This is a genomic window from Streptomyces sp. SID12501 (assembly GCF_010550245.1).
Lineage (GTDB): Bacteria > Actinomycetota > Actinomycetes > Streptomycetales > Streptomycetaceae > Streptomyces.
Genome location: NZ_JAAGLU010000035.1, coordinates 18,992 through 39,173, shown reverse-complemented (window position 1 = coordinate 39,173; position 20,182 = coordinate 18,992). Strand labels below are relative to the sequence as shown.

Genomic DNA, 20,182 nt, shown 5'->3' with positions numbered 1-20,182 from the left:
AAGATATGTAGGTACGGCGTAAGCCTACCGCTCGGTGGCCGCCAGCTGCCCGCACGCCCCGTCGATCTCCTGCCCCCGGGTGTCCCGAACGGTGACGGGCACTCCGTGCGCGGCGATGGCCTCGACGAACACCTTCTCGTCCTCGGGCCGCGAGGCGGTCCACTTGGACCCCGGAGTCGGGTTCAGCGGGATCAGGTTGACGTGCACAGGCTTGCCCCTGAGCAGCCGCCCGAGGCGGTCACCGCGCCAGGCCTGGTCGTTGATGTCCCGGATCAGCGCGTACTCGATGGACAGCCGACGTCCCGACTTGGCCGCGTACTCCCACCCGGCGTCGAGGACCTCCCGGACCCTCCACCGCGTGTTGACGGGGACGAGAGTGTCGCGCAGCTCGTCGTCGGGGGCGTGCAGGGAGATGGCGAGCCGGCACTTGAAACCCTCGTCGGAGAACCGGTTGATGGCCGGCACCAGCCCGACGGTCGAGACGGTGATCCCGCGCTGCGACAGCCCCATGCCGTCCGGCGCGGGGTCGGTCAGGGCACGGATGGCACCGACGACACGCTTGTAGTTGGCGAGCGGCTCACCCATCCCCATGAAGACGATGTTGGAGAGCCGCGCGGGACCACCGGGGATCTCCCCGTCCCGAAGAGCGCGCATCCCGTCCACGATCTGGTGCACGATCTCTGCGGTGGACAGATTCCGGTCCAGCCCGGCCTGCCCGGTCGCGCAGAACGGGCAGTTCATCCCGCACCCCGCCTGCGAACTGATGCACATGGTGACCCGGTCCGGGTACCGCATGAGCACCGACTCGACGAGCGTCCCGTCGACCATCCGCCAGAGTGTCTTACGGGTGGTGTCCTGGTCGGTCGACAGATGGCGGACGACCGTCATCAGCTCGGGAAGCAGCGCTTCCTGGAGCTTGCCGCGCGAGGCGGCCGGGATGTCCGTCCACTCGGCAGGGTCGTGCGCGAACCGCGCGAAGTAGTGCTGCGAGAGCTGCTTGGCACGAAACGGCTTCTCACCGACCGCGGCAACGGCCTCTTTACGCTCGGCGGGCGTGAGATCGGCAAGATGCCGCGGCGGCTTCTGAGCTCCGCGCGGGGCGACGAATGTGAGTTCTCCGGGCTTAGGCATGGCCATACCAGTGTCGCAGACATCCGGACAGCCCCTCGCCGCCCTGTGGACAACATCCGGAACAGATGGAAAACCCCAGCTCAGCGCGTGCTGTACGTACTCACCGAGGCGCCGCAGCCATCACCCCCCGGAGCTGCGTCACCTCCCGCTCCAGCTCACGGTAGTGGTCGCTGACCTTGCGGCGGGCCGTCGGTGTGACGCGGCCCTCGTCCAGTGCGGTCAGCTGGTCGCCCAGGGCGGTGAGGTCCGTCCGCCAGGCGTGCCAGCCGTCGGCGCCCTGGGCGGCGGCCAGCTCGTCCTGGGCGGCGCGCAGGGCCGCGTGGGCCCCCTGGCGCAGCGGGACCAGGCCGGCGCGCAGCCGTTCGGTGCGCTCGCGGAGATAAGCCAGGGACTCGCCGACTCCGGAGAAGGTCTCCCCCAGCTCGGTCATCGACCTGACCTGCTCGCCGAGCGCCGCCAGCCAGGGCTCGGCCGCCTCGACGCCGTGCTCGGCGGCCTCGACGGCTCCGGTACGGATCTCGTCGTAGTACTGGGACACGCCGTCCAGGTCGGCGAAGACACTCACCGCCCCGTTCGTCTGCTCGCGGATGGTGTCCGAGGGCAGTCCGTCGCCCTGATCGAGCAGCGCTTCGATCCGCGCCAGCTCGCCCCTTACCGCCCGTCGCAGCTCCAGCAGGGCCTGATGAGCCGCGTCGGCCGCCTCGACGGGACCGGCGACAGCTGCCAGCCCCTCGGCCTGCCGCTGGCGTCTGGCACGACTACGTCCCCACATGCACGCCACCCCTTCCGGACAGATCGACCGCACTGAAGTCGATCTTAGGTTCGAAAGGGGTGGTTTCAGGCTGACGTAGGTGTTTCAAAGGAAACCCGGACCGTACTGGAACATTCCGACCGCCCTCAGCCTACGAAGGCAACGAACAGCAACCACACCACAGGAGCCGTGGGAAGCAGCGAGTCCAGCCGGTCCATGATGCCGCCGTGCCCCGGCAGCAGCGTGCCCATGTCCTTGATGCCCAGGTCGCGCTTGATCATGGACTCGCCGAGATCACCGAGCGTGGCGCTGACCGCGACCGCCAGGCCCAGCACCAGTCCCTGCCACCAGGTGCCGTCGTCGATCGCGAACTCCATCAGCAGCGCGCCCGCCACCATCGCGAACCCGACAGCGCCGAACAGGCCCTCACGGGTCTTGCCGGGGCTGATGCGCGGGGCGAGCTTGTGCTTGCCGAAGCGCCAGCCGATCGCGTACGCGCCGGTGTCGCTGACGACGGTCAGGAGCAGGAACGTCATGACGCGCTGCGCACCGTCGTCGGCGGTGAGCATCATCGCGACGAACGTGGCCAGGAACGGGACGTAGAAGGCCGCGAAGACGCCTGCCGTGACGTCCTTGAGGTAACCCTCCGGGGGTTCCGTCATACGCCAGACCAGGACCGCCAGCGCGGTGAGCGCCATCGCGACCCACGCGCCCTCGGGACCCCGGACGTATCCGGAGACGACCATCGCGGCCCCGCCGAGCGCGAGCGGCACCAGCGGTGCCCTGATGCCCTTGCGTTCCTGGAGCCGGGACGTCAGTTCCCACAGGCCGACCACGACGGCGACCGCTATCACGCCGACGAAGGCGGCCTTGACGACGAACAACGACGCGATGATCACCGCACCGAGCCCGACACCGACCCCTATGGCCGCGCCGAGATCCCGGCCCGCGGTCTTCTTCTGCGGGACGGGGGCGGGCTGTTGGGCGTCGTCGGGCGTGGGCATGGAATCCGGCTTCTGCGGCACCGTCCCGTAGGGCTGCGCCTGCGGCATCTCGTCGCGGAACAAGGGGCCGCCCGGCCGAGCGGCCCCCCGGTCGTCATCCTGGTGTCCGCCATGTGCGGGTACGTCGGGCACGATGGGCATGGGGCGAGTCTGCTGCGCGCGGTGCGCATCGTACGCGGGACCCGCCGGGGCAGCCCCCTGGACAGGCCCTCCGTCGGACGGCCCCCAGTACCCGGCGTGGGGCGGCGACCCCCAGGAAGAGTCGTTCATCAGACTTCGAGAAGCTCCGCTTCCTTGTGCTTGAGAAGCTCGTCCACCTGCGCGACGTACTTCGCGGTGGTGTCGTCGAGCTCCTTCTCCGCGCGACGGCCCTCGTCCTCGCCGACATCGCCGTCCTTGACGAACTTGTCGATGGAGTCCTTGGCCTTGCGGCGGATGGCCCTGATCGAGATCTTGGAGTCCTCGGCCTTGGTCCGGGCCACCTTGATGTAGTCCTTGCGGCGTTCCTGGGTGAGCTCGGGGAACACCACGCGGATGATGTTTCCGTCGTTGCTCGGGTTGACGCCGAGGTCGGAGTCGCGGATCGCCTGCTCGATGTTGCGCAGCGCGCTCTTGTCGAACGGGGTCACCACGGCCATCCGCGGTTCGGGTACGGAGAACGAGGCCAGCTGGTTGATCGGCGTCAGCGCGCCGTAGTAGTCGGCCACGATCTTGTTGAACATCGCCGGGTGCGCACGACCTGTTCGGATCGCGGCGAAGTCCTCCTTGGCGACCACGACGGCCTTCTCCATCTTCTCCTCGGCCTCGAGGAGGGTCTCTTCGATCACCACTTGCTCCTGCGTGTCTTGAGTAGGCCCGGCTGCTCTTCGCGGTCCGCGGCCGGCTGCGTCGCGTCTTCTTCCTGCACGGTTCCCGACCGGCAGGACATTGTCCATCCCCCGCTCAGGGTCCGTCCCCGGGCAGGGCTGATCCCCGGTCAGTCCCGGCTGCCCTGTTCACCGACGAGTGTGCCGATCTTCTCACCCCTGACGGCCCGCGCGATATTGCCCTCGGTCAGAAGCTCGAAGACGAGGATCGGGAGCTTGTTGTCACGGCACAGCGTGATCGCGGTCATGTCGGCGACCTTGAGGTCCCGGGTGATGACCTCGCCGTAGCCGAGCGAGTCGAACTTGACGGCCTCGGGGTTGGTCTTCGGGTCGGAGTCGTAGACCCCGTCCACGCCGTTCTTGCCCATCAGCAGCGCCTCGGCGTCGATCTCCAGGGCGCGCTGTGCGGCGGTCGTGTCGGTGGAGAAGTACGGCATGCCCATACCGGCACCGAAGATGACCACACGGCCCTTCTCCAGGTGTCGTACGGCACGCAGCGGGATGTACGGTTCGGCGACCTGGCCCATGGTGATGGCGGTCTGGACCCTGCTGTCGATGCCCTCCTTCTCCAGGAAGTCCTGGAGCGCGAGGCAGTTCATGACGGTGCCGAGCATGCCCATGTAGTCCGAGCGGGCCCGGTCCATGCCGCGCTGCTGGAGTTCCGCTCCGCGAAAGAAGTTGCCGCCGCCGAGGACGACGGCGATCTGGGAGCCGTCGCGCACGACGGCCGCGATCTCACGGGCAATCTTGTGCACCACGTCGGGGTCGACGCCCAGGCCCCCGCCACCGGAGAAGGCCTCTCCGGACAGCTTCAGCATGTACCGCCCGCGCACTTTGCCGTCGTCGCTCTTCTGGGCCTTGGTGGTCATGGAGAATCTCGCCTCTTCACGTGTCACACATACGAAGAAGGCCACTGCCGATGGGGTGTCGATCGCATCCCATGCTCGGCAATGGCCTCCTCGTCAGATCTGCTGTCGTCCGCCACGCGCGCGTGCGTGACGGCGTACGCGCGCGACTGCCGTCGACCCTATAGGTATCCCTACGTGGGCCGCGCGTCGATCGCGGTACGGACTCAGATGCCGACCTTGATGCGCGTGAAGCGCTTCAGGCTGACACCGGCCTCGTCCAGGACCTTCTGGACGGACTTCTTGTTGTCCAGCGCGTACGGCTGGCCGAGCAGCGTGGCGTCCTTGAAGAAGCCGTTGAGGCGACCCTCGACGATCTTCGGCAGGGCGGCCTCGGGCTTGCCCTCGGCGCGGGTGGTCTCCTCGGCGACACGGCGCTCGGTCTCGACGACCTCGGCCGGCACGTCCTCCTTGGAGAGGTACTTCGGCGCGAAGGCGGCGATGTGCTGGGCGATGCCCTTGGCCACGGCAGCGGCCTCGTCGGTCTGCTTGTCCAGCTCGACGAGGACACCGATCTGCGGGGGCAGGTCGGGCATCGTGCGGTGCATGTACGCCAGCACGAAACCGTCCGCGAACTGCGCGAAGCGGTCCAGGACGATCTTCTCGCCCAGGTTGGCGTTGGCCTCGTCGACGTACGCCTGAACCGTCTTGCCGGCTTCGATCTCGGAGGCGAGCAGCGCCTCCAGGTCGGCCGGGGAGGTCTTGGCGACGTGCTCGGCGAGCGCGTTGGCGGCGGCCTGGAACTTCTCGCCCTTGGCGACGAAGTCCGTCTCGCACTTCAGCTCGACGAGGACACCGGAGGTGTTGTCGTCGGCGATGATCGAGACGACAGCGCCGTTCTCGGCGGAACGGCCCTCGCGCTTGGCGACGCCCTTCTGGCCCTTGATGCGCAGGGCCTCTACGGCCTTGTCGACATCGCCCTCGGCCTCGTCCAGCGCCTTCTTACAGTCCATCATGCCGGCGCCGGTGAGCTCACGGAGCTTCTTGACGTCGGCGGCGGTGTAGTTCGCCATGATTCTGGGAGTCTCTCTCGAAGTCTGAAAGATCTGCGGATCGAACGGCGGGGGCCCGATGGAGGTGCCCCCGCCGTCGACAACCCGAAGGGGTGAGGGTCAGGCCTGCTCGTCGTCCGCGGCCGGAGCCTCGGCGACGGGAGCCTCGACGGGGGCCTCAGCGGCAACCTCGGCCTCGGCGGCGGCCTCGACGGGAGCCTCCTCGACCGGAGCCTCCTCGGCAGCGGCCTCAGCGGCGGGGGCCTCAGCAGCAGCGGTCTCGGCGGCGGGCGCCTCGGCGTCGTCGGCCTTCTTCTCGCCCTCGAGGAGGTCGCGCTCCCAGGCCGCGAGGGGCTCGACGACAGCCTTCTCGCCCTTGTCACCGGTGTTGACGCCGGAACGGGAGATGAGGCCCTCGGCGACAGCGTCGGCGATCACGCGGGTGAGCAGGGTGACGGAGCGGATCGCGTCGTCGTTGCCCGGGATCTTGTAGTCGACCTCGTCGGGGTCGCAGTTGGTGTCGAGGATGGCGACGACCGGAATGTGGAGCTTCCGGGCCTCACCGACCGCGATGTGCTCCTTCTTGGTGTCCACGATCCAGACGGCGCTGGGCACCTTGGACATCTCGCGGATACCACCGAGGGTCTTCTCCAGCTTGGCCTTCTCGCGCGAGAGCACGAGAAGCTCCTTCTTGGTGAGACCGGACGCGGCGACGTCCTCGAAGTCGATCTGCTCAAGCTCCTTGAGGCGCTGCAGACGCTTGTAGACGGTCGAGAAGTTGGTGAGCATGCCGCCCAGCCAGCGCTGGTTGACGTAGGGCATGCCGACGCGGGTCGCCTGCTCGGCGATCGCCTCCTGCGCCTGCTTCTTCGTGCCGACGAACATGACCGTGCCGCCGTGGGCGACGGTCTCCTTGACGAACTCGTAGGCGCGGTCGATGTACGACAGCGACTGGAGCAGGTCGATGATGTAGATGCCGTTGCGCTCCGTGAAGATGAAGCGCTTCATCTTCGGGTTCCAACGACGGGTCTGGTGACCGAAGTGGACGCCGCTTTCCAGCAGCTCCCGCATCGTGACGACGGCCATGGCCGTTCTCCTTGTGTTTCTCGGTTGTGCCGCGGGTACCGGACGGCACCCGCGCCTGACGCCCACATACGCCTTGCCGCGAGGGACCGAGAGGCGTTGACACCCACCGTGTAGGGGCCGGATGTCGGGGCGTGCGAAGTCGACCCGGTCACCCGGATCGCCAAAGGAAGTGTACGGGACCCGCGAGGCCTCGGGTGACGCCGATATCCACAACCGGTCAGTACTCCACAGGCCCACCCGGACCGTCCCGAATCACGCCAGGCTCCGCCCATGCGAGCGAAACGAGGAGTGCGTGCGGGCCTGGGCCTGTTGCTGACCCTGACGCTGTCACTGACGACGTCATCGACGGCACGGGGAACCGGTACCGGTGCGGCCCCGCCGACAGAGCCATCACCGACCACGGACGCCTCTCCCACCCCCACGATCGCCCGTAACTGGCCGGTGGGAACCCGCCCCCTGGCCCTGCGCGCCTGGGAACCGCCCCCGACGCCCTACGCCAGGGGCCACCGGGGCGTGGACCTGGCGGCGGCTCCCGGCGCCCCGGTTCGCGCGGTGGCCGCCGGCCGGGTGCACTTCGCGGGCAGGGTGGCGGGACGGGGAGTCGTCTCCGTGGAACTCTCGGGCACGGGCACCCCGCCCCTGCGAACGACGTACGAACCGGTGACGGCCGCGGTCGAGAAGGGCGCGGAGGTGACGGCGGGCGAGGTTGTGGGCGCGGTGGAGATCGGTGCCGGGCACTGCACAACGACATGCGTCCACTGGGGCCTGCTCAGAGGCGACACGTACCTGGACCCCCTGACGCTACTGCCCCCCTGGCTGCTGCACCGGGGCCCGTCCCGCCTACTACCGGTATTGGGCGTGCCCCTGCCCACCTAGCCGCCGTCGGCGTGCGCCCACCCGTGCGGCCTCCGGGCATACATGCCGACAGGGGCGGCGCGGGGCGGCGCCCGTCCCGCAGAGGGCGGCACCCCGCGAGCGCGGGCAAGCGAAAGCCCCCGACGCCAGCCCCGGATCACGGGGCCGACTCAGCCCTGTACACCCCGCAGAGCCATCCCCACAGCCGCATCCGTGATCACCGCGGGATCCTCGGCAACCCCGAACTCGATCCGCCGCACAGCCGCATCGACGATCCCCTGCAACAGCATCGCGGCCATCCGGGGCTGCGCATGCCCGATGTCCCGCAGCGCCTCGACCACCATCGCGACGAGCCCGCCGTGCGCCGCCCGGATCTTCTCCCGGGCGCCCGCGTCCAGCTCACTCGCCGAGATCGCCACGACGGCCCGGTGCCGCCGGTCGCCCACCAGGGCGAGTTGTCGGCGCACATATGCCTCGACCTTGCCCTCGGGCTCGTCCGCCGCGGCCATCGCCGCCTCGACCTCGGCCGCCCAGACCGGGAAGTCGACCTCGCACAGTTCCTCGACGACGGACGCCCGCGACCGGAAGTACTCATAGACGGACGACCGCGCGAGCCCGGTCCGCTCGGCCAGGGCCGGGAACGTCAGCGCCTCCGTCCCGCCCTCGGACAACAGGGATCTCGCCGCGTCCAGCAGGGCGGCTCGCTGCATCGACCGGTGCTCGGCCACGGAGGCCGCTCGAATCCTTGGCACGTCAACCACTGTACGGACGGAGCGCCCCGGAGGGGAGAGACTCCGCTCACCCGGGTCGCCCGACCGTCCAGGTCAGCGACCGAAGCTCGCCAGCTTCGCGCGCAGTTGCAGGACCGACTTGGTGTGGATCTGGCTGACCCGGCTCTCGGTCACGCCCAGCACGTTGCCGATCTCCGCGAGGGTGAGGCCCTCGTAGTAGTACAGCGTCACCACGGTCTTCTCCCGGTCGGGCAGCGTGTTGATCGCCCGCGCCAGAAACCGCCGCAGCTCCCGGCCCTCGGCCACCTCGACCGGGTTGTCGGCGGCGGTGTCCTCCAGCGTGTCCATGAGGCTCAGCCGGTCCCCGCCCTCGCCCCCCGCGTGCAGCAGTTCCTCCAGCGCCACCACGTTCGCCAGCGACAACTGGCTGAACACCGCGTGGAGGTCGTCGACCGCGATGCCCATCTCGGCGGCCACCTCGCCCTCCGTCGGCGTGCGCCGCAGCCGCGCCTCCAGCGTCGTGTACGCCCGCTCCACGTTCCGCGCCTTCTGCCGCACCGACCGCGGAATCCAGTCCAGCGCCCGCAGTTCGTCGATCATCGCGCCCCGGATGCGAGTGATCGCGTACGTCTCGAACTTGATCTCCCGCTCGATGTCGAACTTCTCGATCGCGTCGATCAGCCCGAACACTCCGGAGGAGACGAAGTCCGCCTGTTCGACGTTGGGCGGCAGCCCGACGCTCACCCGGCCGGCGACGTACTTCACGAGCGGCGAGTAGTGCAGGATCAGCTGCTCGCGCAGATGCTCGTCGCCCGTCGTCTTGTACGAACGCCACAGCTCGTCGAGCGTCGAGGGAGCGGGCGGGCGCCCGTTACCGCCGTCGCGGGCTGCCGGTGGGGCCGCCGCCCGGTCGGACCCGGAGGTGTGCTGGGGCATACGTCGCCTTGTGCCGTTCTGCCGTGAACCGGTGGTGTCTGGAGGAGTGCCCGGGTGGGCAGTCGGTCTGTTGCGGTCTGATGTCGAATTACCCGTCTGGCCGAATTGCCTGCCCGACTGGCGGTCTGCGCCGGAATCCACGTGAGCGTAGCGTGACTGGGGTGTCGCAGTGTGCGAGGTCTGGGGGACAGGGCGTACGCAGATACGTTCCGCTTGACGCCCTCCAGGGTCATGCCCGTTGCCCTGTGTGACCATCGGTGCGGACCAACTGCGGGAATTACCAAGGGCGTCGGGCATCCCCCGGACGGCCGAACACGCTCGGTCAGCACCGGTCCCGGCCGGACCGGACGGAGATCATCGCCTGGCGTGTCAACTTCCAGCCGTCGTCGTGTCGTTCGACGTAACCAAGTGATCGGAGCTCGTACAGTCTGGCGACCGCGTCGTCCTTCACCGTCGACGCGCCCCGAGCGATGTCGTCCACCGTCGCCGTCCCGCGCGCGGGCAGCGCGGCCAGGACTCGTACCGCCGCCGGTTCCAGCAGATCACGCGGGAGCACCGGCCCCCGCCGGTCCGGCGCCAGGTCACCCATGTCCCCGACCAGCTCGGTGACTTCCGCGGCGTCGGTGACCAGCATCGCCTCGCCACGCAGGAGTTCGTGCACACCGGCGGAGAGTCCACTGGTCGCAGGTCCCGGCACCCCCATCGTGAACCGCCCCAGCCGCTGCGCCGCCCGCGCCGTGACGAGCGAACCGCTGCGGTACGCGGCCTCGACGACGACGGTCCCACGAGTGAGGGCCGCGATCACCCGGTTCCGCATCACGAACCGGCTCTGCGTCGGATGGTCACCGGGCGGCAACTCACCCACCACCAGGCCCTGTTCGGCGATTCTGGTGATCAACTGGGTGTGTCCGCGCGGGTAGGGCCGGTCGACCCCGCAGGCGAGTACGGCGACGGTGGCCCCGCCCGCACCGAGCGCACCCCGGTGCGCGGCCCCGTCGACCCCGTAGGCGCCACCCGACACCACCACCCACCCGCGCTCCGCGAGCCCGGCGGCGAGCGTGGCAGCCATGTGGGCGCCGTACTCGGTGCAGGCGGGGGCGCCCACCACGGCGACGGACCGCAGCGCCCACATCCGCAGGCTGGGCCGCCCACGCACCCACAGTCCCGTGGGCCGCGCGTCCCCGAGGTCGTCGAGCTGGGCCGGCCATTCCGGTCGGCCCGGCCACACGAACCGCACCCCCGCCGCCCGCGCGACGGCGAGATCCCGCTCGGGCTCGGCCTGTGCCGCCCGCGCGCACAGCCCCGCCCACCGGGTCGCGGTGACCCCGGTCGGCATCGGCCCGCCGTCCCGCAGCCGCCGTACCACCTCCGCGGCCCCGTACTCCCGGACCCACCGCCCGGCGACCTCGTCCCCCGGCTCGACGACCCGGGTGAGGAAGACCCGGGCAAGCCCTTCCACGCCCAACTGGCCGGCCGACTCTCCACTCACCGCGCCGTCGGCGTCCCCGGCCGCATCCCCCGTCATGTCAGCGCCCCGATGGCCATCGGCACCCCTCGCGGCACCCCCGTACGCAGTTGCAGCGCCAGGGCGACGTCCACCGCGTCGGGCCGGTCGTGGCCGACCAGGTCCGCTACCGTCCAGGCGACCCGCAGGACGCGGTCGATCCCGCGCGCGGTGAGCACGCCCCGTTCCAGATTGCGCTCGGCCTCCTCCATCGCGCCGGGCACGGCATGCCACCGGCTGCGCAGCTCCCGTCCCGGCACCTCGCTGTTGGTCCGCCACGGGGTTCCCACCAGCCGCGCCGCCGCCCGCTCCCGGGCCGCCCGCACCCGCTCGGCGACCGTCGCCGTGGACTCGCCCCGCGCCCCGCGCTCGATGAGTTGGGAGCGCGTGACCCGGTCCACCTCGACCCGCAGGTCGACCCGGTCGAGCAGTGGCCCCGACAGCCGGGCCTGATAGCGCCGGATCACGGAGGGCGGGCACTCGCAGAGGGTGTCCCGCTGCGAGAAACGGCCGCACGGGCACGGATTGGCCGCCAGGACCATCAGGAACCTGGCCGGGAACCGCACGACCCCCGCGCTCCGCGCGATCACCACATGCCCGGCCTCCAGGGGCTGGCGCAGGGCGTCCAGCGTCTGGCTGCCGAACTCCGGGGTCTCGTCCAGAAAGAGAATTCCGCGGTGAGCCAGCGAGACGGCTCCGGGCCGCGCCACGCCCTGTCCGCCGCCGACGAGCGCCTGCATGGTGGCCGAGTGGTGCGGGGCGCAGTAGGGCGCCGTGTCGATCAGGGGTTTGCCCGGCGGCAGCAGGCCCGCGACCGAGTGCACGGCGGTGACCTCCAGCGACTCCTCCCGGGTGAGCCGGGGCAGGACTGCGGGCATCCGCTCGGCGAGCATCGTCTTGCCGGCCCCCGGTGGCCCTTCCAGGAACAGGTGGTGGCCGCCGGCCGCGGCCACCTCCATCGCCGTGCGCGCCGAGTGCTGGCCCACGACGTCGGCCAGGTCGTGGCCGTTGTCGTACTGCGCGGCGCCCATGCTGTGCATGCCCGTGGCCGCCCCGGTGCCCGGCATCCGCAGGCCCGCCATGAGCGGGTCGGGGCGGCCGTGCTCGTCCGGTTCCTCCTCGGGTACGGGCTCGTCCGTGAGGACGGCGATCAGCTGGCGCAGGCTGCGCACGCCGAGCACCGACACCCCGGGGACCAGCGCGGCCTCGGCGGCGGAGCACTCCGGTACGACCACCTGTTCGTATCCCGAGTCGGCCGCCGCCAGCACCGCCGGCAGAATGCCCCGGACCGGTCGCACCCTGCCGTCGAGGCCCAGTTCTCCGATCATCACGATGTCGGCGAGGACCCGGGGATCGATCCGCTCGGCGGCCCCGAGGACGGCCGCCGCGACGGCGAGATCGAACCCGCTGCCGCTCTTGGGCACGGACGCCGGGCTGAGCCCCACCGTGAGTTTCTTCTGCGGCCAGGCGGCTCCCGAGTTGACGACCGCGGCCCGGACCCGGTCCCGGCTCTCCGTCAGGCTCTTGTCGGGCAGGCCCACCAGGGTGAACGCGGCGACGCCGGGTTCGAGATCCGCCTGGACCTCGACGACCACGCCCTCGACACCCACCAGGGCCACCGAACACGTACGGGCGAATCCCATCACGCCACCCCCCGCGCGTGTTCCACCACGGGCGCACCGCGCTCTGGCAGCAGCACACCGACCAGGTCGATGCGGACGCCGCCGGGTGGCGCTCCCCCGTGTTCCTGGACCCAGCGCTCGGCGAGGCCCCTCAGCCGCTCGGCCTTGACCGGCGTGACGGCCGCCATCGGGTGCTGGAAGGCCCCCGCCGGTCCGGCCGCGCGGCGGGTCTTGACCTCGCAGACGACGAGCGCGTCGCCGTCCCGGGCCACGATGTCGATCTCGCCGGTCCGGCCGGCGCGCCAGTTGCGGTCCAGGATCGTCATCCCGGCCTCGGTCAGCCGCCGCGCGGCCAGTTCCTCGCCGTACCTGCCCAGTGCTCCGCGCTGTGCGTTGCCCCGCGCGCTGCTCTGTCCGCCGCCTTGTGCATGGCGTGTGTTCATGTCGGCACCACCTCCGGCGCCAACAATGCGGTCAGTTCAGCGAGCTATTGGATCTTGGTGGACAACCTCGGCATTGTGGATAACTCCGCCACCCTCACGGGTGACGGTCAGCCGCCGGGGAGCTCCAGATCGCTCTTGTTCAGCTCCTCGATGTTCACGTCCTTGAACGTGAGTACTCGCACCTGCTTCACGAACCGGGCCGGCCGGTACATGTCCCACACCCAGGCGTCCGCCATGGACACCTCGAAGAACACCTCGCCCTGGACCGAGTGCACCTGCATCTCGTAGTCGTTGGTGAGGTAGAAGCGCCGTTCGGTCTCGATCACATATTTGAACAGACCGACGACGTCGCGGTACTCCCGGTAGAGCTTCAGCTCCATCTCGGTCTCGTACTTCTCGAGGTCCTCGGCGCTCATGGCATGTTCCCCTTCAGCCGTGCGTCCCCCCATTGTGCGCCAGTGCCGCGAGCCCCTAGACGATTTCCGTCTCGAGGACCTCGGGCATGGCCGGGGGACCTTCGTCGAGCACCTTGCGCAGGAGCTCGGCGAGTCTGGTCGGATACACCGTCTCATGTGCCTGGGTCAGTTCCTGGCACGTCCACCAGCGCGCTCCGGCGACACTGCGCCGTTCCAGCTCCGTGAGACCCGTGGCCCGGGTCTCCGTTCGCTCCGTACGGGCCAGGTAGTACCACTCGTCCTGGTCCCAGCGGCGCCCCGCGAACGGGAAGGAACACCTGCGCCGCCACAGCACCGGACCGAGTTCGACCTCGGTGATGCCGGTCTCCTCCGCGAGTTCCCGCAACGCCGCCTCCTCGTGGGTCTCGTCGCCCTCGAGACCGCCGCCGGGAGTGAACCACCAGGCGTCGGCCGGATCGTCCGGCTCGTGCCCGTGCAGGAGCAGGATCCGTTCCCGGGGATCGAGGAGCACCAGCCGGGACACCTTGCGCATACCGCCGTCGTACGAGTCGTCCGCAGCGCCCACCACCTCAGCGGGCACCGGCCGGCTCCGCCACCGCGGCGGCACCGCGCCGCTTCGCCGCCCGCGCGGCGATCGGCCCGTAGGCGCCGCCGCCCAGGACGAGCACCCCGCCCACCACGATCGCGACGGTGAGCAGCCGCAGCGGGCCCGGCGTGGAGAGGCCCCCCAGGGGTTCGAAGCCCGTGGGACGGGCCAGCATGCCGTTCATGGGCCACACCACGGCGTCGACGCGGGCGTCCACCGAACTCCGCGGCACAGTGCCGTTGAAGGCCTCCGTGAGGTGGGCCGTGGAGTCCAGGGAGCCGGTGCGCTCGTCACCGAGCAGGAACAGGCGCCCCTCGGGGACCGTGATCGACGGGATGCTGGTCAGTTCGGCGAGCTGGCCCTTGCGCAGGTAGGACTCCTGGATCTGCTTGCCGTTGACGACCAGCTTGCCGTCCGTGCAGCAGGAGACCGTGTCGCCGCCCACGGCCACGACCCGTTTGACCAGGGGCATGTCGCCCCAGCTCTCCTGCCTGAAGACCACGACGTCACCGCGCTCGATCTCGCCGCCGTCGACGCGCTGGGCCAGCACATGGTCACCGGCCACGATGGTGGGCGACATGGAGTCGGTCGGCACGGTGTACGGCCGGTAGAGGATCGCGCCCCAGACGAAGCCGCCCAGGAAGAGCACACAGCCGAGGGCCATGACCAGTCCCGACAGCTTGCTGCCGAGCCGCCCGTGGCCCTCGTCCGTACGTGTCGTCGTGCCGCTCATCCCAGTGTTCTCCCAGCTCGGAGAGGCGATCCCCGTGGCCCCTGCGCCAACTGGCCGGGCCACGGAAGATCGGCTGCCTGGGACGGCACCCTACCCGGCGGTACCCGGCCCGGGAACACCGGAGTTTCCGACGGTAACGGGAGCAGTCGTACGACCGACCGCGCGGCGCCTGCGCCACAGGACCAGCGGGACGGCGCCCGCGAGGCCCAGCGCGCCCGGAGCTGCGGCGCTCAGGTTCTGGTCGAACGTGTCGGGAATCGGCAGCGTGTCCCAGCGGGTGGGCGGCCAGGCGACCACGATCGCGCGGCCGACGACGTTGTCCACGGGGACGAAGCCCTGGTTCTTGTCCTCCTGGTGGTACCGGGAGTCCAGCGAGTTCTGACGGTGGTCACCCATGACCCAGATTTTGCCCTTGGGTACCGTGACCTTGAACTGGCCGCCCTGGTCGTCGACGCTGCACGGGGTGTTCCCCGAGTACACGTACGGCTCGTTGAGCGGCTGGCCGTTGACCTTCAGCGGGCCGGTGCCGTTGCACTCGATGGTGTCGCCGCCGACTCCGATGACGCGCTTGATGAGGTCCTTCTCATTGGCGGACGGCATCAGGCCGATCCAGCCGAGGACCCGCTGCGCGGGGTTCGGTTCGACGGTCGGCTCGCCGGCCAGCCAGTCGGCGGGGTCATGGAAGACGACGACCTCACCGCGCTCGGGCTCGGAGCCGAACCAGGGGGTCAGTTTGTCGACGAGGACCCGGTCGCCCTGCTCCAGCGTGTGCTGCATGGAGTCCGAAGGGATGGAGAACGCCTGGACCAGGAAGGTCTTGATCAGCAGCGCGAGCACCAGCGCGATGCCGATGAGCAGCGGCAACTCCTTCCAGAAGGAGCGCTGCTTCCTGGGCTTGTGGCCGGACTCGTCGAGGTCCTGAGCGGTGTCGTCCCCGGAGTTCCCGGAGTCCCCCCCGCCCGTCCCTGAGAACCCTGGGCCACTCCCGGCGAGCCCCTGGGCCCCGGGGTCACTCTCGGCGGGGACCGCGTCCTCTGCGGCCGGTGAAACCGGCTCCGCGGGGCGCTGTTCCTCGGGACCGTCCTGTCCGGACCGTGCGCCGACCGCCAAATCCCCCACGTCCACTCCTCACTCCGAACCGCCGCCTGCGCCGGATGCGACGCAGGCCCACCACTCCCATAACGAGCGGGAGTTCCGCAGGGGTCGGGAGCGGGATCGATCCATACCGATCCGCGGAAGCCACCCTATGCGACGCGCCGAGGGCGGTGGCCGACCCACCCGGCACCGAGGAGAACGTGTCCGGCTCCTCCAGCTGGGTCCAGTGGCCGAACGGCCAGGCGATGACCATGGCCCGGCCCACGATGGAGCTCTCGGACACGGTGCCGCTGTACGCCTCGGTGCGGTGGTAGCGGGAGTCGGCGGAGTTGGCCCGGTGGTCGCCCATCACGAACAGGCGTCCCTCGGGAACCTTCACCTCGAATGTGAACGACGACGGCTTGTTGCCGGGGTGGATGTAGGTCGTCTCGTTGAGCGGCATGCCGTTGACGGTCACGCGGCCCTCGGAGTCGCAGCACTTGACGGTGTCGCCGCCGACCGCGACGACCCGCTTGATGAGGTCCTTCTCGTTGTCCGAGGGCAGCAGGCCGATGAAGGTGAGCCCCTGCTTGACCTGCTTGACGACGATGGGGTCCTCGCCCTTCGCAGTGGTCGGCTCGTCGTCGAGCCAGCCGCCGGGGTCCTTGAAGACGACCACGTCACCGCGCTGGGGCTCGGAGCCGAACCAGGGGGTGAACTTGTCCACGAGGACCCGGTCGCCGATCTGGATCGTGTTCTCCATCGAGCCCGACGGGATAACGAACGCCTGCACGAGGAACGTCTTCAGGACCAGTGCGATGAGGACCGCGACGCCCACCAGAAGGGGTATCTCCTTGACGGCCGAACGCCTTCTGCGCCGCTTGACCTTGCGCTGGAGCTTGCGGCGCTCGGCCCGCCCCGGCCTGGCGGCGGCACCGGAGGCCCGGCGCGAGCCGGTGGGCAGCAGCTGGTCGGCGACGGTGCTGGGCGCCCCGCGCGGCTTGCCGCGGTTACCCATGGACACCGTCCGCGGCGGGCACACGCGCGTACGCGCCGGGTCGGTCCAGACGGGTCCAGTGCCCACTGGGCCAGCCGATCCAGTCGGCCCGGCCGATCACCCTGCCCACAGGGACCATGCCGCCGCCGGGCGAACCCAGATGGTCCCGGGAGTCGCTGGAGTCACTGCGGTGGTCCCCCAGGACGAAGAGTCCGTCCTCGGGCACCACGACGTCGAAGGACACCGTGGACGGGCTGTCACCGGGGTAAAGGAACGTCGACTCGTCGACCGACCGGCCGTTCACCTCGATTCTCCCCTCCTTGTCGCAGCAGAGCACGTGGTCTCTCCCCACACCCACAACGCGCTTGATGTAGTCGGCGTGCCCGAAGTAGCCGGTTCCGTCGAAGACGACGACGTCACCGCGCTGCGGCTCGGCACCGAAACGGTACGCGAACTTATTTACGAGAACGCGGTCCCCGATCCTCAATCCGCGCTCCATCGAGCTGCTGGGAATTTCGAACGGCTGGATGACAAACCTGCTGAAGAGGAGCAGAAATACCAGGAAGACCAGCACGGTCAGGGTGATCCGTCCGCCCGGGAGCCACTCGGCCGCCCGGGACACCAACGCAAAACGCGACCGGTCCTCCGGCCCCTCGGTGTCCGAGTTCTCCTCGGATCGAACAGGGCGGGAGGAGCGGTCGCGCTCCGTCGGCTGTGCTTCGGTGTTCATCGGGGCAGGATGTTATCCGGCCCCGATGTGAGCCTCCTTTATATCGGGCTCACCGAAAGCTCACCTGTCGCGCTTCTCCTTGATCTTCGCGGCCTTGCCGCGCAGGTCACGGAGGTAGTACAGCTTCGCGCGACGCACGTCACCACGCATGACCAGCTCGATCTTCTCGACGATCGGGGTGTGCACCGGGAAGGTGCGCTCCACGCCGACGGAGAACGAGATCTTGCGGACCGTGAAGGTCTCGCGGACACCGGCGCCCTGGCGGCGGATGACTACGCCCTTGAACTGCTGCACACGGGAGCGGTTGCCCTCGATGACGCGGACGTGGACGTTGACGGTGTCACCCGGGCGGAAGGCCGGGATGTCGTCGCGCAGCGACGCCGAGTCGACGGAGTCGAGCAGGTTGGACATTTTGTCTGCTTTCTTCGCTGATGCCACAGGTCATCAACGGGAGCTTGAATCTCGGAAGGATGCTGTCCGTGCCGGGGCGGGCGTCGTGTCCCCCCGTGGCAGGGGCGCACGCCGGACGACGCACAACAGCGACCTATTCTTCCACGCCCTCTGGCCTGCGCCAAAATCGGCCGTCGGTGGAAGGCCGCCACCCCATGATGGAGAGCGTCTCGCGGTCCTTCTTGTCGAAGACGGACGCGTCGGTCTGTTCGATCAGGTCGGGCCGGTTGACCGCCGTACGACCCAGCGCCTCGTCCCGGCGCCAGCGCGCGATCTTTCCGTGGTGGCCGCTGAGCAGCACGTCCGGGATCCCCCGGCCGCGCCACTGGGGCGGCTTGGTGTAGACGGGCCCCTCCAGGAGGTTGGCCATGGCACCCGGTGCGAAGGAGTCGTCCTGGTGCGACTCGGCGTTGCCGAGGACCCCGGGCAGCAGCCGCGCCACGGCCTCCGTGATCACCAGTACGGCCGCCTCGCCGCCGGCGAGCACGTAGTCGCCGATGGACACCTCGTACACGGGCATCCGCGTGGCGTACTCGTCGATGACACGCCGGTCGATGCCCTCGTAACGGGCGGGTGTGAAGACCAGCCACGGCCGCTCGGACAGCTCGACGGCGAGCGCCTGGGTGAAGGGGCGGCCACTGGGCGTGGGCACGACGAGCGCGGGTGTCCGGGAGCCGGTCTCGTAGCCGTCGGCCAGTACGTCGTCCAGCGCGTCGCCCCAGGGGTCGGTCTTCATGACCATTCCCGGGCCGCCGCCGTAGGGAGTGTCGTCGACCTTGTTGTGGCGGTCGTACGTCCAGTCCCGAAGATCGTGCACGTGCACGTTCAGCTGTCCACGCGCGCGTGCCTTGCCGACGAGCGAGACGTTCAGGGGTTCGAGGTACTCGGGGAAGATCGTGACGACGTCGAGACGCATCAGACGCCGGCTCCCGGGGAGTCTTCGCCGTCCCTGGAAGAGGCGGCCTCGGCCTGGTCGTCGATCAGACCCGGCGGCGGATCGATGACCGCCCGCTGCTCCTCCAGGTCGATCTCCACGACGATCTCCTGGACGAACGGGACGTACACCTCGCTGCCGTCGGGGCGCTCCACGACGAACAGGTCCTGGGAGGGCAGGTGCGAGATCTCGGTGATGCGCCCGACCTCGGTGCCGTCGACCAGGACCACGTCCAGGTCCATCAGCTGGTGGTCGTAGTACTCGTCCTCGCCCTCGGGCAGTTCCTCGGGGTCGATGTCGGCGATCAGCAGGATGTTGCGCAGGGCCTCGGCACCGGTCCGGTCGTGTACGCCCTCGAAGCGCAGCAGGAGCCGGCCGCTGTGGACACGGCCGGTCTCGATGGTCAGCGGTCCCGCCGAGGCGGGGTCGGTGGCCAGGACGGCACCGGGCGGGAGCCGGAGTTCCGGCTCGTCGGTACGTACCTCGACGGTTACCTCGCCCTTGATGCCGTGGGCGCGGCCCACACGCGCGACTACGAGCTGCACTGTCTGGAATCTCCTGTCGTGTGCCTACGGCATTACTCCGTAGACGACTACGGGCCGGGGACGGCCCAAGTGGCCCTCCCCGGCCCGAGCCGGTGCTACGTGGTGATCAGCGAACCTGGTCCACGTCGACGAGGTCGACACGGACTCCGCGTCCGCCGATGGCACCCACGACGGTTCGCAGGGCACGTGCGGTGCGGCCGTTACGGCCGATCACCTTACCGAGGTCGTCGGGGTGAACCCTGACCTCCAGAACGCGCCCGCGGCGCAGCTCGCGCGAGGCGACCTGCACTTCGTCGGGGTTGTCGACGATGCCCTTCACGAGGTGCTCGAGAGCCTCCTCGAGCATGCTCAGGCCTCGGTCGGCGCAGCCGCAGAGGACTCAGCCGGAGCCTCGTCCTTCTTCTCGGCCTTCTTCTTCTGGGTGATGGCCTCACCCTTGCCCTCGTTGTCGCCGCCCAGGGCCTCGAACAACGGACGCGGGGGCTTCGGAGCGGCCACGAGCAGCGGAGCCGGGGCGGGCAGGCCCTTGAACTTCTGCCAGTCGCCGGTCAGCTTGAGGATGGCGAGAACCGGCTCGGTCGGCTGCGCGCCGACACCCAGCCAGTACTGCGCGCGGTCGGTGTCGACCTCGATGCGCGAGGGGTTCTGCACCGGGTGGTACAGGCCGATCTCCTCGATGGCCCGGCCATCACGGCGGGTACGGGAGTCGGCGACGACGATGCGGTAGTGAGGCGAACGGATCTTGCCCAGACGCTTCAGCTTGATCTTGACTGCCACGGGAGTGGATTCTCCTGGAATTGACGTGGTTGGGCACGGCGAGATTGCCGCGTGGGGTTGCGGTACCCGAGTGCCCGATGGACGCGTCAGCCGGAGGCGAGAGGGTTCCTGTGC

Annotated in this window: 24 protein-coding genes; 1 reads left to right on the top strand and 23 read right to left on the bottom strand. The window is 69.7% G+C overall.

The features are described from left to right. Positions 1-24 precede the first annotated feature (24 nt). From rlmN to rpsB, 7 genes are all read right to left on the bottom strand, one after another. Positions 25-1,131, bottom strand: a complete 1,107-nt coding sequence (gene rlmN, locus G3I71_RS34260) for a 23S rRNA (adenine(2503)-C(2))-methyltransferase RlmN (RefSeq protein ID WP_164320866.1) — start codon at positions 1,129-1,131, stop codon at positions 25-27. A 100-nt stretch (positions 1,132-1,231) separates the two neighbouring features. After that, positions 1,232-1,903, bottom strand: a complete 672-nt coding sequence (locus G3I71_RS34255; protein WP_164320864.1) for a hypothetical protein — start codon at positions 1,901-1,903, stop codon at positions 1,232-1,234. 125 nt (positions 1,904-2,028) lie between these two features. Beyond that, positions 2,029-3,156, bottom strand: coding sequence for a phosphatidate cytidylyltransferase (locus G3I71_RS34250; protein ID WP_164320862.1), 1,128 nt, complete (start codon positions 3,154-3,156; stop codon positions 2,029-2,031). Further along, positions 3,156-3,713 (bottom strand): ribosome recycling factor, encoded by a 558-nt coding sequence (gene frr / locus G3I71_RS34245; protein ID WP_164320861.1) that lies wholly within the window; start codon positions 3,711-3,713, stop codon positions 3,156-3,158. Before frr ends, G3I71_RS34250 begins: the two co-directional genes overlap by 1 nt. Positions 3,714-3,862: 149 nt before the next feature. Then, positions 3,863-4,621, bottom strand: coding sequence for a UMP kinase (pyrH, locus tag G3I71_RS34240; RefSeq protein WP_164320859.1), 759 nt, complete (start codon positions 4,619-4,621; stop codon positions 3,863-3,865). Between the two features lie 203 nt (positions 4,622-4,824). Further along, the gene (gene tsf, locus G3I71_RS34235; protein ID WP_164320856.1) at positions 4,825-5,670 is read right to left on the bottom strand and encodes a translation elongation factor Ts; all 846 of its coding nucleotides are present in this window, start codon (positions 5,668-5,670) and stop codon (positions 4,825-4,827) included. Between the two features lie 99 nt (positions 5,671-5,769). After that, positions 5,770-6,735, bottom strand: coding sequence for a 30S ribosomal protein S2 (gene rpsB / locus G3I71_RS34230; RefSeq protein WP_164320854.1), 966 nt, complete (start codon positions 6,733-6,735; stop codon positions 5,770-5,772). Between the two features lie 270 nt (positions 6,736-7,005). Between rpsB and G3I71_RS34225 the strand changes: the two genes are divergently transcribed. Further along, positions 7,006-7,611, top strand: coding sequence for a M23 family metallopeptidase (locus tag G3I71_RS34225; protein ID WP_164320852.1), 606 nt, complete (start codon positions 7,006-7,008; stop codon positions 7,609-7,611). A 149-nt stretch (positions 7,612-7,760) separates the two neighbouring features. On the opposite strand, the gene G3I71_RS34220 is transcribed toward G3I71_RS34225, so the two are convergent. The 16 genes from G3I71_RS34220 to rpsP form a co-directional block, all read right to left on the bottom strand. Then, positions 7,761-8,318 carry a TetR/AcrR family transcriptional regulator gene (locus G3I71_RS34220; protein WP_164320986.1) on the bottom strand — a complete coding sequence of 186 codons (558 nt, stop codon included), beginning with the start codon at positions 8,316-8,318 and terminating at the stop codon, positions 7,761-7,763. A 96-nt stretch (positions 8,319-8,414) separates the two neighbouring features. After that, positions 8,415-9,257, bottom strand: coding sequence for an RNA polymerase sigma factor WhiG (whiG, locus tag G3I71_RS34215; RefSeq protein ID WP_164320850.1), 843 nt, complete (start codon positions 9,255-9,257; stop codon positions 8,415-8,417). Positions 9,258-9,579: 322 nt separating this feature from the next. Further along, entirely contained in the window at positions 9,580-10,782 is a 1,203-nt protein-coding gene (gene dprA, locus G3I71_RS34210) for a DNA-processing protein DprA (RefSeq protein ID WP_164320849.1), read from the bottom strand. Next, the gene (locus tag G3I71_RS34205) at positions 10,779-12,404 is read right to left on the bottom strand and encodes a YifB family Mg chelatase-like AAA ATPase (protein ID WP_164320847.1); all 1,626 of its coding nucleotides are present in this window, start codon (positions 12,402-12,404) and stop codon (positions 10,779-10,781) included. The genes dprA and G3I71_RS34205 overlap by 4 nt, the downstream gene beginning before the upstream one ends. Beyond that, on the bottom strand, positions 12,404-12,826 hold the full coding sequence (locus G3I71_RS34200; protein WP_164320845.1) for a YraN family protein: 423 nt from the start codon (positions 12,824-12,826) through the stop codon (positions 12,404-12,406). Before G3I71_RS34200 ends, G3I71_RS34205 begins: the two co-directional genes overlap by 1 nt. 107 nt (positions 12,827-12,933) lie before the next feature. Then, complete coding sequence (locus tag G3I71_RS34195; RefSeq protein WP_003965949.1) at positions 12,934-13,242, bottom strand: DUF2469 domain-containing protein; 309 nt, start codon at positions 13,240-13,242, stop codon at positions 12,934-12,936. A gap of 55 nt (positions 13,243-13,297) precedes the next feature. Beyond that, positions 13,298-13,774 carry an NUDIX hydrolase gene (locus G3I71_RS34190; RefSeq protein ID WP_164320984.1) on the bottom strand — a complete coding sequence of 159 codons (477 nt, stop codon included), beginning with the start codon at positions 13,772-13,774 and terminating at the stop codon, positions 13,298-13,300. A 37-nt stretch (positions 13,775-13,811) separates the two neighbouring features. Beyond that, positions 13,812-14,561 (bottom strand): signal peptidase I, encoded by a 750-nt coding sequence (gene lepB / locus G3I71_RS34185; RefSeq protein WP_164320843.1) that lies wholly within the window; start codon positions 14,559-14,561, stop codon positions 13,812-13,814. A gap of 90 nt (positions 14,562-14,651) precedes the next feature. Beyond that, positions 14,652-15,680: a signal peptidase I gene (gene lepB, locus G3I71_RS34180; RefSeq protein ID WP_164320841.1), complete on the bottom strand. Its 1,029-nt coding sequence runs from the start codon at positions 15,678-15,680 to the stop codon at positions 14,652-14,654. Next, on the bottom strand, positions 15,571-16,653 hold the full coding sequence (gene lepB / locus G3I71_RS34175; protein ID WP_164320839.1) for a signal peptidase I: 1,083 nt from the start codon (positions 16,651-16,653) through the stop codon (positions 15,571-15,573). The genes lepB (G3I71_RS34180) and lepB (G3I71_RS34175) overlap by 110 nt, the downstream gene beginning before the upstream one ends. Next, on the bottom strand, positions 16,646-17,362 hold the full coding sequence (lepB, locus tag G3I71_RS34170) for a signal peptidase I (RefSeq protein ID WP_164320837.1): 717 nt from the start codon (positions 17,360-17,362) through the stop codon (positions 16,646-16,648). The genes lepB (G3I71_RS34175) and lepB (G3I71_RS34170) overlap by 8 nt, the downstream gene beginning before the upstream one ends. A 60-nt stretch (positions 17,363-17,422) precedes the next feature. Next, entirely contained in the window at positions 17,423-17,773 is a 351-nt protein-coding gene (gene rplS, locus G3I71_RS34165) for a 50S ribosomal protein L19 (protein ID WP_164320835.1), read from the bottom strand. Positions 17,774-17,906: 133 nt separating this feature from the next. Beyond that, a complete protein-coding gene (trmD, locus tag G3I71_RS34160) occupies positions 17,907-18,728 on the bottom strand; it encodes a tRNA (guanosine(37)-N1)-methyltransferase TrmD (RefSeq protein ID WP_164320833.1) in 822 nt (273 codons plus the stop codon). After that, entirely contained in the window at positions 18,728-19,291 is a 564-nt protein-coding gene (gene rimM, locus G3I71_RS34155) for a ribosome maturation factor RimM (RefSeq protein ID WP_164320831.1), read from the bottom strand. The genes trmD and rimM overlap by 1 nt, the downstream gene beginning before the upstream one ends. 106 nt (positions 19,292-19,397) lie before the next feature. Then, positions 19,398-19,637, bottom strand: a complete 240-nt coding sequence (locus G3I71_RS34150; protein ID WP_055524122.1) for an RNA-binding protein — start codon at positions 19,635-19,637, stop codon at positions 19,398-19,400. A 2-nt stretch (positions 19,638-19,639) separates the two neighbouring features. Next, a complete protein-coding gene (gene rpsP, locus G3I71_RS34145) occupies positions 19,640-20,068 on the bottom strand; it encodes a 30S ribosomal protein S16 (RefSeq protein ID WP_164320829.1) in 429 nt (142 codons plus the stop codon). Positions 20,069-20,182: the final 114 nt, after the last annotated feature.